Here is a 12881-nt window from a genome sequence, read left to right as displayed (position 1 = left end):
TGCAGGACCGGTGATGATGGCAACTGCGGACAAGCGTTCGGCCGGTGCCCTTGGCGTTACGGTTCTTGGCGTCAGAGTAGGCCGAGATCGGCAAGCTCACGCCTGAGCTTCGGCGGCATTTCGATCAGCCCGGCTTTGCCCTTGCCGAGATCGGCCGGCGCGTCCGCCGGCTTCAGGTAGCGCCACCCTTGGAATGCACGGCGCGGCTGCCAGTCGGTGCGCACGACCTCGGGATCGAGGATCAGATGGCAGCGGCCGATGCCATCGTCATCAGTGAAGGGCCGGATTTCGGTGATCAGCTGACGGCATTGGACATTGCCCTTGACCACCCAGTAGAGCGAGCCGCCGTCGGTGATCTCGGCGCCGCGCGTCGGCACCATGCGGGTGGTGTGGTAGTGTTCGGCCGGTTCGCCGGCGCGGCGCCGCTCGTCGAGGCGGAAGGCAATCCACTCTTCCAGATCCTCGACGCTGTCACAGCCGACGCAAAGCTTTATGAGATTGAGAGACATCGTTTAAGGTTTAGCCCAGCACGCGAACGCGTCAACGGCCTGATCGACTTCTCCACAGTGGTGGTCCAGGCCGCCAGACTGGCGCTCAGCACTCCACGACATTGACGGCCAATCCGCCAAGGCTGGTTTCCTTGTACTTTTCGTTCATGTCGAGGCCGGTCTGGCGCATCGTCTCGATCGCCGCATCGAGCGGCACGAAATGAACGCCATCGCCCTTGATGGCCAGCGAAGCGGCGGTCACCGCCTTGACAGCGCCAAGCGCGTTGCGCTCGATGCACGGCACCTGCACCAGGCCGCCGACCGGATCGCAGGTCATGCCGAGATGATGTTCCAGCGCGATTTCGGCAGCGTTCTCGACCTGCTCGGGCGTGCCGCCCATGACGGCGCACAATCCCGCCGCAGCCATCGCCGAAGCCGAACCGACCTCGCCCTGGCAGCCTACCTCGGCCCCCGAGATCGAAGCATTGGTCTTGATGATGCCGCCAACGGCCGCCGCCGTCAGCAGGAAATCGCGGATACTTGGCTGGTCGGCTTCGGGATGGAAATGCAGCCAATAGCGCAACACCGCGGGCAGAGTGCCGGCCGCCCCATTGGTTGGCGCGGTGACGACACGGCCGCCGGCGGCGTTCTCCTCGTTGACCGCCATTGCATAGATCGACAGCCAGTCATTGGCGAGCAGCGGGTTGGGCCGGTTCTGCTGCCATTGCTCCTGCAACTTGTCGTGCAGCATCCGGGCACGGCGGCGCACCTTCAGTCCGCCCGGCATGATGCCGTCTTGCGACAGGCCGCGCTCGATGCATCCCTTCATGGCGCTCCAAATGCCGTCGAGGCCGGCGTCGAGCTCCTCGCGCGACATCTGCGTCTCCTCGTTGACGCGCTTCATCTCGGCGATGGAAAGGCCACTTTTCGTTGCCATTGAGAGCATTTCGACGGCGTTCTTGAACGGATATGGAACCTTCTTGCCTTCGGTTGTCGCCGAGCCCCTCGCCTTCATCCGCTGCAATTCTTCCTCGGAAACGACAAAGCCGCCGCCGATCGAATAGTAGACGCGCCTCAGCAGCAACCGGTCTCCGGCATCATAGGCAGAAAACGCCATGCCATTGGCGTGACCCGGCAGCGGCGTCTTGCGATCCAGTACCAGATCCGTTGCCGGGTCGAAACGATAGGACGGATGGCCGGGCGGCGAAATCCGCTTCTCGGCGGCGATGCGAGCGGCGATGCCGTCGGCGTGGTCAGGATCCACCGTCTGCGGCGTCTGGCCGGCGAGGCCGAGCACCACGGCGCGATCGGAGCCATGGCCGATGCCGGTATAGGCGAGCGAGCCATGCAGGCTGGCCGCGATTCGGTCGACCCTGGCGCCGGCCGGACGCGGCCAGTCGTCTCCCGCAATCTCGTCGAGAAACCGCCGCGCAGCCGTCATCGGCCCCATCGTGTGCGAACTCGATGGGCCGATGCCGATCTTGAACAGGTCGAAAACCGAAAGGAACACGTGGGCGTTTTCTCCTGGGACCCTGTTGAGCTCTATATATAGGAATTCCCATGATGTTTTCCGCTGTTTTGAAGATTGCGGCGCTGCGCCTGCCGACCTTGTTTGCTCCGGCAGCGACATTCCGGCTTCGGCCATCGAAGCGTTGCCTCGGCTTGTGGTAAAAGCACCGCATGAGCGATTCCTTTCATCTATCGACGGCCGACCTTGCAGCGCTGGGGTTCTTCCTCGCCGCGTGGGTGCTGCATACGCTCGCCGCCGACGGAATGCTGGTCAGCCGCATGTCGCTGACGAGGGCGATGAACGCGCAGCGCGAGGCCTGGATGAGGACCATGGCCGAACGCGAGATCCGCATCGTCGACACCGCCATCATGAGCGGCCTGCAACAGGGGACCGCCTTCTTTGCCTCCAGTTCGCTGATTGCGATCGGCGGCTGTTTTGCCTTGCTCGGCGCTTCCGATCAGGTTCTCACTGTGCTGAGCGACCTGCCGTTTGGCGCCACATCCTCACGCGCCGCCTTCCAGACGAAGGTGTTCGGGCTGGTGCTGATCCTGGCCTTTTCCTTCTTCAAGTTCGGCTGGGCTTACCGGCTGTTCAACTATTGCTCGATCCTGATCGGCGCGGTGCCGATTCCGCATGGCGAGGCGTCGCGCAATCCGGTCACCGAAACGGCGGTGTGGCGCGCGGCCCGCATGAACATGCTGGCCGGGAAGCATTTCAATTCCGGGCTGCGCGGCGTGTTCTTCTCGATCGGTTATCTTGGCTGGTTCGTCGATCCCGCCGTTTTCGTGCTATCGACGCTGCTGCTTCTGGCGGTGCTGGTGCGCCGCCAATTTTTCTCGGCGGCGCGGCAGGCGGTGCTCGGTCAGCCGCCCGGCCCGGGAAAAGGCTGATCAATGCGGCCCGTCAGCCAATAGGCGACGAGCCCGATCCATTCGCGAATCGCGATGGTCGTGGTCTGCAGCGCTTCGTTGGTAGATTTGCGGAACAGGCTGATACCTTCCTTACCGGAGGTGCGGTAGTCGACCGGCCATGGAACCGTCGGGAAGCCGGCTCTGTCGAACAGCGCCTTGGCGCGCGGCATGTGGAAGGCTGAGGTCACCAGCAGCCAGATCTCGCCGGGTTTCGGCGTAATCAGCCGCTTGGTGAAGACGGCATTCTCGTAGGTGTTGCGTGACTTGTCTTCCAGGATCAGACGATCGGCCGCCACGCCGAGCGCAGTGAGTACGCGTGGCGCCGTGGTTGAGTCGCCTTCGTCCTCACCGATTATTGCAACGGGGCCGCCTGAAATGACGACTCTCGCTGTCGGAAAACGCCGCGCCAGCACGGCTGCCTCGACAATTCGATCGCCACTGGCGTTGAGTTCATAACCGCCGCGAACGAAATTGATGGCGCCGTCCATACCGCCGCCGAGCACAACGATTCCGTCAACCCTTTCCGGCAGGGGTGGCTTAGGGAAACGCTCCTCGAGCGGATTGAGCATCACTGCGCCGAGCGAGGTCCATGCTGACACTGCCAGGACAAGGAAGGCCAGCACGCTGCCGGTGGCAAATAGCCTTTTGCGCCCGACCAATGCCGCAAGCAATCCAGCCAGCAGCAGGATGATCGCGAGATTAAGCGGCTGGACGAAGAGCCACAGGACCTTGGAGACATAGAAGAACATCCCTCACCCCCTCAGATGAGAAACGATCCTACCACCATTTTTCCGGCTGAAATGTGCCGGCCGCCTGTTCGATGACATGGGCGGTCTGGAACAGCGTTTCCTCGTCGAAAGGCCGGCCGATCAGCTGCAGGCCGAGTGGCAGCCCCTTGGCGTCGAGCCCGGCCGGAACCGCGATGCCGGGCAAGCCGGCCATGTTCACCGTCACCGTAAAGATGTCGTTGAGATACATCTTGACCGGGTCGGCGGCCATGTCTTCGTCTGCGATGCCGAAGGCGGCGGACGGCGTTGCCGGCGTCAGGATGACGTCGACACCTGCGACAAACACATTTTCGAAATCGCGCTTGATCAGGTTACGAACCTTCTGCGCCTGCAGATAGTAGGCATCGTAGTAGCCAGCGGAAAGCACATAGGTGCCGATCATGATGCGGCGCTTGACCTCACGCCCGAAGCCGGCGGCGCGGGTCTTTTCATACATGTCGACAATGTCCTTGCCGGGCACGCGCAATCCATAGCGGACGCCGTCGTAACGGGCGAGGTTGGACGAGGCTTCGGCGGGCGCAACAATGTAATAGGCCGGCAGCGCGTATTTCGTGTGCGGCAGCGAGATGTCGACAATCTCGGCGCCGGCATCCCTCAGCCAGGCAATGCCCTTCTGCCACAACGCCTCGATCTCCTCGGGCATGCCGTCGACACGGTATTCCTTGGGGATGCCGACCTTCATCCCCTTGATCGAGCGGCCGATCGCCGCCTCGTAATCCGGCACCGGCAGGTCGACGGAGGTCGTGTCCTTCGGGTCGACCGAAGCCATCGACTTCAACAGGATCGCGGCATCGCGCACGTCGCGCGCGATCGGCCCGGCCTGGTCGAGCGACGAGGCGAAGGCGACGACGCCCCAACGCGAGCAGCGGCCATAGGTCGGCTTAATGCCGACCGTGCCGGTGAAGGCGGCGGGCTGGCGGATCGAGCCGCCGGTGTCGGTGGCGGTAGCGCCGGCGCACAGGAAGGCCGAGACGGCTGATGCCGAGCCACCGGACGAACCGCCCGGCACCAGCTGGGCATTGTCCAACGTGCGCGCGGTCCTGGTGCCGCCCGCCGAAACGAAGCCGCCCTCGCCCTGATGTGTCGTCGGCATTACCACCGTGTCGAGCCGCGAACGCCGCCACGGGTTGATGACAGGCCCGTAATACGAGGTCTCGTTGGACGAGCCCATGGCGAACTCGTCCATGTTGAGCTTGCCGAGCATGACGGCGCCATCCGCCCACAGATTGGCGGTGATAGTCGATTCGTAGCGCGGCTTGAACCCGTCAAGCACGTGGCTGCAGGCCTGGGTGTGGACGCCTTCGGTGCCGAACAGATCCTTGATGCCGAGCGGGATACCCTCGAGGGACCCGCCCTCGCCCTTGGCCATTTTCGCGTCGGAGGCCTTGGCCATGTCGCGCGCTTTGTCGCCGGTGACCACGATATAGGCATTGAGCGCAGGATTGGCTCGCTCGATCGCCGACAGATAAGCCTCGGTGACTTCGGTGGCGGTGATCTCCCTGGAGCGCAATTTGGCGCGGGCCTGCGAAATCGTCAGTTGGGTCAGGTCGCTCATCAGGCAAGGCTCTTTTCGTAAAACACCGACCACTCGGAATTGGGGTAATTCAGCACCGGCCCGCAGCGCGAAAAACCGGCGCGTTCGTAGACGGTCCAGGCGGCGGGATGACGGTCGCCCGTCTCCAGCACCAGACGCTTCAGCCCTTCTTGGCGCGCCAAGCCCTCGATCCGCTCGACGATCATCGCACCGATCTTGCGGCCGCGATGCGAAGGCCGCGTATACATACGCTTGACCTCGCCGACGACAGCGTCGTGGCGCTTCAGCGCGCCGCAACCGATGGCAAGGCCGTCGTCGCGGGCGATGAAAACGGTCGTCTCGCGGTCCGCCATCTGCTCGACCGTCAAATGGTAGCAATGCTCCGGCGGCGTCAACTCCAGCAATGTGGCGTTGAGCTCCTCGACCAGCCCACGCACATCGTCCTGCAGCGGCGTCTCCGCGGCGATCTCGATTCCCATCGGCCAGCTACTCCACGACCTTTGGCACGAGAAAGAAGTTCTCTTCGGTTGCCGGCGCGTTGGCGACGATGTCGGCTGTCTTGCTGCCGTCGGTGACGACGTCCTGGCGCTTCTTCATTGCCATCGGCGTGACCGAGGTCATCGGCTCGACGCCGGAAACATCGACCTCGTTCAACTGCTCGACAAAGCCCAAAATGGCGTTCAATTCGCCGGTCATGCGCTCTGCATCCTCCTCGCTCACCGCAATGCGGGCAAGGTGCGCGACGCGCTTCACGGTTTTAATATCAACGGACATGTTTGTGCCTCGGGGAAAACCAGCGCTATAGCGGCGCAGCGCGTGCCGCGCAACATGCATCGTGCCGACAACTGCCCTACGGCATTGCCACGCCGTCGCAGAGGAAATAGCTGCCGCCGTTGCCGCTCTGCTCGCTTTCGTCCGCGGCAGGCCGAACCGAAACCAGGTCGATCTGCTTCGCGTTCATCTGAGTCAGTGAGAGAACATCCGGAAAGACGTAGCCCGGCTCCTGGCAGATGGCGGTCACCGCCCAGCTTGGCGACCGTGTCGCCTTGGTGATCTGCAGGAACTCGCAGTTATATTCGATGCTTTCCAATCCGTTTGCCGACAGTACGATATTGCCGCCCTCGATCACCGTCTGCAGCGTATCCTTTTTGGCCTGCGCGCAGAGATCCTCCGATTGCAGATAGATGCCCTCGATGAAATCCTCGGCGGCCAGCGCCGGCGATGCGGCAACCAGCATAGAAATGCAAAGAGAGTTTCTCAGACCCATGTCGTCATTCCGGTTCGCTATTCCTACAGCGTAATCGTCTCGCCGATCTTCGGCAACGCCACTTTCACACCCGATCCGTCCAGCCCGGCCACAAACTTGTCGGCGGTCTGATCTATCATCGGAAATGTGCCGAAGTGAGCGGGAACGACCGTCTCGAACTTGAAGAAACGCTGGCAGGCAAGAGCTGCCACCGCGCCACCCATGGTGAAGCGGTCGCCGATCGGCACGATGCCGATCTTCGGCTCATGCAACTCGTTGATCAGCGCCATATCGGAAAAGATGTCTGTGTCGCCCATATGGTAGAGCGTCTTATCCTCGGGGAAGTGCAGGACGAGCCCGCCCGGATTGCCGAGATAGGTGTTCTGGCCGCTCTCGCCTAGAAAGGACGATGAATGCAGAGCCTGAACGAAAGTGGTGGTGAAGCCGCCGCAATCGACGGTACCGCCGATATTGCCGGGATTGATTTGCTTGTCACTGACGCCTTTGCCGACCAGGTACATGCAAATCTCGAAATTGGCGACAAGCATCGCGCCGCTTTTCTTGAGCACTTCGACGGCGCCGCTGATGTGGTCGCTGTGGCCATGGGTAAGCAACACGTGCGTGACCCCTTCGGCCGGCTCTTCCCAGCCGCCTGTCCATGACGGATTGCCGACCAGATACGGGTCGATGAGGATTTTCGCGCCTTCGATTTCGACGCGGAATGCCGAGTGTCCGTACCAGGTAAGTTTCATCAATGCCTTCCTCGATTTTTGCTTCGGTAGAGGCTAGAACGCCGACGGCGAAATTAAAGTGCCGCGGCATATGTTGCGCGTATAGGAAGTGCGGCGTCGCGGTCAAAGGAAAAGCCGTTGGGCATCATCACGATCGAGGAGTTGCCGGGCCGGCTCGGCGGCGGCAAGACCCTGGCTGGGCTTGACCTCGGCGACAAGACGATCGGCGTGGCGGTTTCGGACCGCGGCTTGTCCTTCGCGCACCCGCGCCCTGTCATCATGCGCAAGAAATTCTCGCTCGATGCCGCGGTGCTGCTCGCTCTGCTGCAGAAGGAAAATGCCGGCGCAGTGGTGATCGGCCTCCCCATCAACATGGACGGCTCGGAAGGCCCACGCGCCCAAAAATCCCGCGCTTTCGTCCGCAACATGGCTGGATTGACCGATCTGCCGTTCGTCTTTTGGGACGAAAGGCTGTCGACGGTGGCGGCCGAGCGGACACTGATCGAGATGGATTTTTCCCGCAAGAAACGCGCCGGCAAGATCGATTCAGCGGCGGCGGCCTTCATCCTGCAGGGTGTTCTCGACCGGCTTCAGGCGCTCGGAGTCGATGCCTGGTCGAAATAGCGATTGCGCGTTGCCTTGATCCAGCTGCCGATCGCCTTGCGGCGGCGAAATGCCCAGAACGCCATCAGCAGTAGGCCGTCGAAGACGCAAGCCTTCGCCACCATGCCCGGGATGAGCGCCGGATCGACGCCGAGCATCTGCCCATAAAGCTGGAAAACGAGATCGTGCAATTGGCGGCTCAGCATGACATAGCCGAAATTGATGTCGTTGAGCGACAGAAAGAACCAGCCCCAGAACAGGAGGAGCGGAGCCGCCCACAGCGCGAACAAGGTGCGCATCAGCGATCGTCCCTCGAATCCGGCCGGCCCGAAATGCGCGCAAGCGAGGAATTGTACGCCGCTGCCTTGGCCATGATATGCGCGGCCGCGCGGATTTCGCCGGTCACTGGAACTGCCGCGGCAGCGGCTGAGCGCCGCTCGGCGAGCATCGCGACATATGACGCCAGAAGTGCCGCCAATTGCACGGCGACAACCATGAACAGCCCATTGATACCTTGCGCAGCGCCGCCGATGACGATCAACGACAGCACGCCCGAGGCCGAGATGAAGGCGATCCGCACAACACTGTCGGCTGGGTCCGGGTTGGTGGCGTCGCTGGTCAATGCTTCAACAAAGGCCCAGCAGAACAGCACCGCGACGACAAGCAATGCCACGGCGAGCGGCGCCACGACGACGGCGTTTTCAAGATCGGCAAAGCGAGTGTTCTGGACGGGAACGCCGAGCACGCCAAGGGCCGCCGCGACGCCACGATTCCCATCGATGCAGATGAACGCCAGCAGGGCGAAAACGGCCGCCCAATGCAATGCCAGAAAAGAGCTCAAAATATGCCGCATGACGCTCCTGCTTCGCAGGACAAAGACCGCTCAGCCGAACAGTCCTTGCCTTAACCATAACACTGGGCTTTGCCACCGGCCGCCGCAATGGAAACCATTTGTTAAGGTTAACGATCATCCACAGGGCGCGCGAAAAAAAGCGGCTACGACCCGGGCGACGGCACTAGTTGATCGGCGGGTAGAGCGTGTCGATGATCATCCGCGCATCGTGGCGCGAATCGAGCATTCCATAGGTGTTGCGCCACTGGCCGGCGAGGCGCGTCTCGACGAAGGCGTCGGCGATCCGCCCTGCCCCCAGCCTGCGAAGCTCTGCCGCCGCCGCCGACAATGCTAATTGCTCGGTCAACAGCCGCGCTGAGCCCTCGTCGGTTGCAGCGACCTGCATTGCTGCCTTGAGCACGCCGACGGTGCCGCGTCCGCCAGCGCCGAGATCGCGGTCGATGCCGGCCAGCACGTCATCGAACAGGCCTGGCGCGCGGCCGAGCACTCGCAACACGTCGAGCGCCATGACGTTGCCTGAACCCTCCCAGATCGCGTTGACCGGAGCTTCGCGATAGTAGCGGGCGAGCGGCCCCTCCTCGACATAGCCATTGCCGCCGAGGCATTCCATCGCCTCATAGAGCAGCGGCGGCGCAATCTTGCAGACCCAGTATTTGACGACCGGCGTCATGGCGCGGGCGAAGGCCGCCTCGCCGCGGTCGCCGGCCGCCTCGTCGAAGGAGCGCGCCAGCCGGAACGACAGCGCGGTAGCGGCGGCAACGTCGAGCGCCATGTCGGCCAGAACACGCTGCATCAGCGGCTGCTCGATCAGATTGGTTCCGAACACCTGGCGGTGGCGCGTATGGTGGACGGCCTCGGCCAGTCCGGCCCGCATGATCGCCGAGGAGGCGACGGCACAGTCGAGCCGCGTCAGGGTCACCATGTCCATGATCGTCTTCACGCCGGCGCCGGGCTCGCCAACCATCTCGCCGATGGCATTGACGAATTCCACCTCGGAGGACGCATTGGAGCGGTTGCCGAGCTTGTCCTTCAGCCGCTGAAAGCGGAAGCCGTTGCCGGATCCGTCGCCAAGCAAGCGGGGAACGAGAAAGCACGACAGTCCCTCCGGCGCCTGTCCGAGCACCAGGAAGGCATCCGACATCGGCGCCGACATGAACCATTTGTGGCCGGTCAGGCGATAAAAACCGCTGCCGGCGCGCTCGGCCTTGGTGACGTTGGCACGAACATCGGTACCGCCTTGCTTCTCGGTCATGCCCATGCCGAGCGTCAGCCCGGCTTTTTCGACCGGCGGCTTTTGGCCCTGATCGTATTTGCGCGTCGTCACCCGAGGCGCCCATTCGCGAAACAGCTTCGGGCTGGCCATCAGCGCTGCCAGCGAAGCGCTGGTCATGGTGATCGGGCAAAGATGCCCGGTTTCGAGCTCAGCCGTGAGGTAAAAGCGCGCGGCGCGCACCTGGTGGCGGCGGCCGATCTCGGCGTCGCCATTCTCCCAGACCGACGAATGCAGCCCGTTGGCGACCGAGCGGCGCATCAGCGCGTGATAGGCGGGGTGGAACTCGACCTGGTCGATGCGCCGGCCCTGGCGATCATGGGTCCTGAGCTTCGGCGTCTCGACATTGGCAAGACGGGCCAGCTCCTGCGCCTCATGCGTCAAAACGAAACGGCCAAGCCCGTCGAGGTCCTTGCGCACCGGATCGGAAAAGCGCTCGGCAAGCTGGATCAGCAACGGATCGCCCCGCCAGGCGTTGCCGCCGGCCAGCGGCGGCGGCTGGTTGGTCACGTCGTCGGTCACGCTTCGTCCTTATCACCTGAAGTCTGCGAATCCAAAGTCATCGCGGTTTATAGCCTATGGCCGGCGGCGCGCGACGAAAATACCGGGGAGAACCGATCCAATCCCAAGCCGGTGCTTGCAGCCGCGGAGCCTCCCCCCTATAGCAGCGACTTGAGATGACTGACGCATCGTCCCTTCCACTTTATCCCCACCGCCATCTTCTAGGCATCCGCGATCTTTCCCCCGCCGACATCGAGCTTCTGCTCGACCGGGCGGACCGGGCCGTTGCCATCTCGCGGCAATCGGACAAGAAGACATCGACGCTGCGCGGCCGCACCCAGATCAATCTCTTCTACGAAGCCTCGACCCGTACGCAATCGTCGTTCGAGCTGGCCGGCAAACGGCTCGGCGCCGACGTCATGAACATGTCGGTGGCAAGCTCGTCGGTGAAGAAGGGCGAGACGCTGATCGATACCGCGATGACGCTGAACGCCATGCGCCCCGACATATTGATCATCCGCCACCAATCGGCGGGCGCGGCGGCACTTCTTGCTCAAAAGGTCGGCTGCTCGGTGGTCAATGCCGGCGACGGCGCTCATGAACATCCAACGCAGGCGCTGCTCGACGCGCTGACCATCCGCCGCGCCAAGGGTCCGTTGTCGAAGCTGATCGTGGCGATCTGCGGTGACATCCTGCATTCGCGCGTGGCCCGCTCCAATATCATTCTGCTCAACGCACTCGGTGCCCAAGTACGGGTCGTCGCCCCTTCGACGCTTTTGCCCGCCGGCATCGAGAAGATGGGCGTCATCGTCACCCGCTCGATGGGCGAGGGTCTGAAGGACGCCGACGTGGTGATGATGTTGCGCCTGCAGCGCGAACGCATGGAAGGCGCTTTCGTACCCTCGGTGCGTGAATATTTCCGCTATTTCGGGCTCGACGCCGAGAAGCTGAAAGCGGCCAAGGAGGGTGCGCTGGTCATGCATCCCGGCCCGATGAACCGCGGCGTCGAGATCGCCTCCGAGATCGCCGACGGCCCGCAAAGCGTTATCCAGGAACAGGTTGAGATGGGCGTCGCCGTGCGCATGGCGGTGATGGAAGCGCTGCTCGACCCCCGTCGAAACCACGAGGGCCGCGGCGCATGAGCATAACGGTCTTCAGCCGCGCCCGCATCGTCGACCCATCGCGCGGCATCGACGAGATAGGCACCGTCATCGTCGAAGGACGCAAAATCGTTGCCGCCGGCAAGGCGGCCTTGAACCAGGGCGCGCCCGAAGACGCCACGATCATCGAGTGCGCTGGTAAGGCGATCATCCCCGGCCTGATCGATGCACGTGTCTTCATCGGCGAACCGGGCGGCGAACACCGCGAAACCATCGCATCGGCGAGCATTGCTGCGGCGGCGGGCGGCGTCACCTCAATCGTCATGATGCCCGATACCGACCCGGTGATCGACAATGTCGCACTGGTCGAGTTTGTGCTGCGCACCGCCAAGGACACGGCAATCGTCAACATCTTTCCGGCGGCAGCGATCACCAAGGGGCTGGAAGGCCGCGAGATGACCGAATTCGGCCTATTGCGCGAGGCTGGAGCGGTCGCCTTCACCGACGGCCGGCATTCTATCGCCAGCGCGCTGGTGATGCGTCGCGCGCTGACCTACGCGCGCGATTTCGACGGCGTCATCGCGCATGAAACCCAGGACGCCGATCTCGCCTCGGCCGGCGTGATGAACGAAGGCCTTTACGCAAGCTGGCTTGGCCTTGCCGGCATTCCTCGCGAGGCCGAATCAATCCCCCTGGAGCGCGATCTCGCGCTGGCTCGCCTGACCGGCGGCTCCTATCACGCTGCCAAGATCTCGACGGCTATGGCGGCAGACGCGGTAGCGCGCGCAAAAGCCGACGGGGCCAACGTCACAGCAGGCGTGTCGATCCACAATCTGTCGCTCAACGAGAATGATGTCGGCGAGTACCGCACCTTCTTCCGGCTGACGCCGCCGCTGCGCGCCGAGGAAGACCGGCTGGCGATGATCGAGGCGGTCAAGGACGGCACCATCGACCTCATCGTCTCCTCGCACGACCCGCAGGACGTCGACACCAAGCGCCTGCCCTTCGCCGATGCTGCGGCCGGCGCCATCGGGCTGGAAACGCTGCTGGGCGCGGCGCTGCGGCTCTATCACAATGGCGACGTGACGCTGCTCCGGCTGGTCGAGACCTTATCCACCGCGCCGGCAAGATTGTTCAGCCTGCCCGGCGGCACGCTGAAACCGGGGGCTTTGGCCGACCTTGCACTCGTCGATCTGGACGAGCCATGGATCGTCAGCGAGAGCGGCATCCGCTCGCGCTCGAAAAACACCTGTTTCGAAGGCGCGCGGCTGCAAGGCAAAGTCTTGCAAACGATGGTGGCGGGCCGCACAGTGTTTTCGGCCTAGGACGGAACAGGCGTCACGCCT

The 12881-nt window shown here is 63.2% G+C and carries 15 protein-coding genes; 4 read left to right on the top strand and 11 right to left on the bottom strand.

Annotation, left to right across the window (positions count from 1 at the left end; genetic code table 11):
• Positions 1 to 71 precede the first annotated feature (71 nt).
• Together NKH89_RS02250 and NKH89_RS02245 are read right to left on the bottom strand one after the other, a co-directional pair.
• Positions 72 to 509 (bottom strand): DUF1489 family protein, encoded by a 438-nt coding sequence (locus NKH89_RS02250; RefSeq protein ID WP_023717749.1) that lies wholly within the window; start codon positions 507 to 509, stop codon positions 72 to 74.
• 85 nt (positions 510 to 594) lie between these two features.
• Positions 595 to 1998 (bottom strand): L-serine ammonia-lyase, encoded by a 1404-nt coding sequence (locus NKH89_RS02245; protein ID WP_352855348.1) that lies wholly within the window; start codon positions 1996 to 1998, stop codon positions 595 to 597.
• A 170-nt stretch (positions 1999 to 2168) separates the two neighbouring features.
• On the opposite strand from NKH89_RS02245, the gene NKH89_RS02240 reads away from it, so the two are divergent.
• Entirely contained in the window at positions 2169 to 2888 is a 720-nt protein-coding gene (locus NKH89_RS02240) for a DUF599 domain-containing protein (RefSeq protein ID WP_352494594.1), read from the top strand.
• On the opposite strand, the gene NKH89_RS02235 is transcribed toward NKH89_RS02240, so the two are convergent.
• From NKH89_RS02235 to NKH89_RS02210, 6 genes are all read right to left on the bottom strand, one after another.
• Positions 2861 to 3658 carry a YdcF family protein gene (locus NKH89_RS02235; protein WP_352908363.1) on the bottom strand — a complete coding sequence of 266 codons (798 nt, stop codon included), beginning with the start codon at positions 3656 to 3658 and terminating at the stop codon, positions 2861 to 2863. The genes NKH89_RS02240 and NKH89_RS02235 overlap by 28 nt on opposite strands.
• 28 nt (positions 3659 to 3686) lie before the next feature.
• On the bottom strand, positions 3687 to 5252 hold the full coding sequence (locus tag NKH89_RS02230; protein WP_352908362.1) for an amidase: 1566 nt from the start codon (positions 5250 to 5252) through the stop codon (positions 3687 to 3689).
• Positions 5252 to 5710: a GNAT family N-acetyltransferase gene (locus NKH89_RS02225; RefSeq protein ID WP_352855350.1), complete on the bottom strand. Its 459-nt coding sequence runs from the start codon at positions 5708 to 5710 to the stop codon at positions 5252 to 5254. Before NKH89_RS02225 ends, NKH89_RS02230 begins: the two co-directional genes overlap by 1 nt.
• A gap of 7 nt (positions 5711 to 5717) precedes the next feature.
• Positions 5718 to 6005 (bottom strand): Asp-tRNA(Asn)/Glu-tRNA(Gln) amidotransferase subunit GatC, encoded by a 288-nt coding sequence (gene gatC / locus NKH89_RS02220; protein ID WP_352855352.1) that lies wholly within the window; start codon positions 6003 to 6005, stop codon positions 5718 to 5720.
• A 76-nt stretch (positions 6006 to 6081) separates the two neighbouring features.
• The gene (locus NKH89_RS02215) at positions 6082 to 6498 is read right to left on the bottom strand and encodes a hypothetical protein (RefSeq protein WP_352855354.1); all 417 of its coding nucleotides are present in this window, start codon (positions 6496 to 6498) and stop codon (positions 6082 to 6084) included.
• 23 nt (positions 6499 to 6521) lie between these two features.
• Entirely contained in the window at positions 6522 to 7229 is a 708-nt protein-coding gene (locus NKH89_RS02210) for a metal-dependent hydrolase (RefSeq protein WP_023717758.1), read from the bottom strand.
• A gap of 117 nt (positions 7230 to 7346) precedes the next feature.
• Between NKH89_RS02210 and ruvX the strand changes: the two genes are divergently transcribed.
• A complete protein-coding gene (ruvX, locus tag NKH89_RS02205) occupies positions 7347 to 7832 on the top strand; it encodes a Holliday junction resolvase RuvX (RefSeq protein WP_023717759.1) in 486 nt (161 codons plus the stop codon).
• Here the strand turns inward: ruvX and NKH89_RS02200 are convergent.
• From NKH89_RS02200 to NKH89_RS02190, 3 genes are all read right to left on the bottom strand, one after another.
• Positions 7799 to 8110 carry a DUF6105 family protein gene (locus tag NKH89_RS02200; RefSeq protein ID WP_023717760.1) on the bottom strand — a complete coding sequence of 104 codons (312 nt, stop codon included), beginning with the start codon at positions 8108 to 8110 and terminating at the stop codon, positions 7799 to 7801. The genes ruvX and NKH89_RS02200 overlap by 34 nt on opposite strands.
• Positions 8110 to 8664, bottom strand: coding sequence for a hypothetical protein (locus tag NKH89_RS02195; RefSeq protein ID WP_023717761.1), 555 nt, complete (start codon positions 8662 to 8664; stop codon positions 8110 to 8112). Before NKH89_RS02195 ends, NKH89_RS02200 begins: the two co-directional genes overlap by 1 nt.
• Positions 8665 to 8827: 163 nt before the next feature.
• On the bottom strand, positions 8828 to 10456 hold the full coding sequence (locus tag NKH89_RS02190) for a DNA alkylation response protein (protein ID WP_023717762.1): 1629 nt from the start codon (positions 10454 to 10456) through the stop codon (positions 8828 to 8830).
• 155 nt (positions 10457 to 10611) lie between these two features.
• On the opposite strand from NKH89_RS02190, the gene NKH89_RS02185 reads away from it, so the two are divergent.
• Positions 10612 to 11577 (top strand): aspartate carbamoyltransferase catalytic subunit, encoded by a 966-nt coding sequence (locus tag NKH89_RS02185; protein ID WP_352494588.1) that lies wholly within the window; start codon positions 10612 to 10614, stop codon positions 11575 to 11577.
• Entirely contained in the window at positions 11574 to 12860 is a 1287-nt protein-coding gene (locus NKH89_RS02180) for a dihydroorotase (protein WP_023717764.1), read from the top strand. The genes NKH89_RS02185 and NKH89_RS02180 overlap by 4 nt, the downstream gene beginning before the upstream one ends.
• The last annotated feature ends 21 nt before the right edge of the window (positions 12861 to 12881 follow it).

The organism is Mesorhizobium sp. M0923 (assembly GCF_040319365.1).
GTDB lineage: Bacteria > Pseudomonadota > Alphaproteobacteria > Rhizobiales > Rhizobiaceae > Mesorhizobium.
The sequence above is the reverse complement of the archived record's forward strand: the minus strand, read 5'-3'. Positions and strand labels throughout refer to the sequence as shown.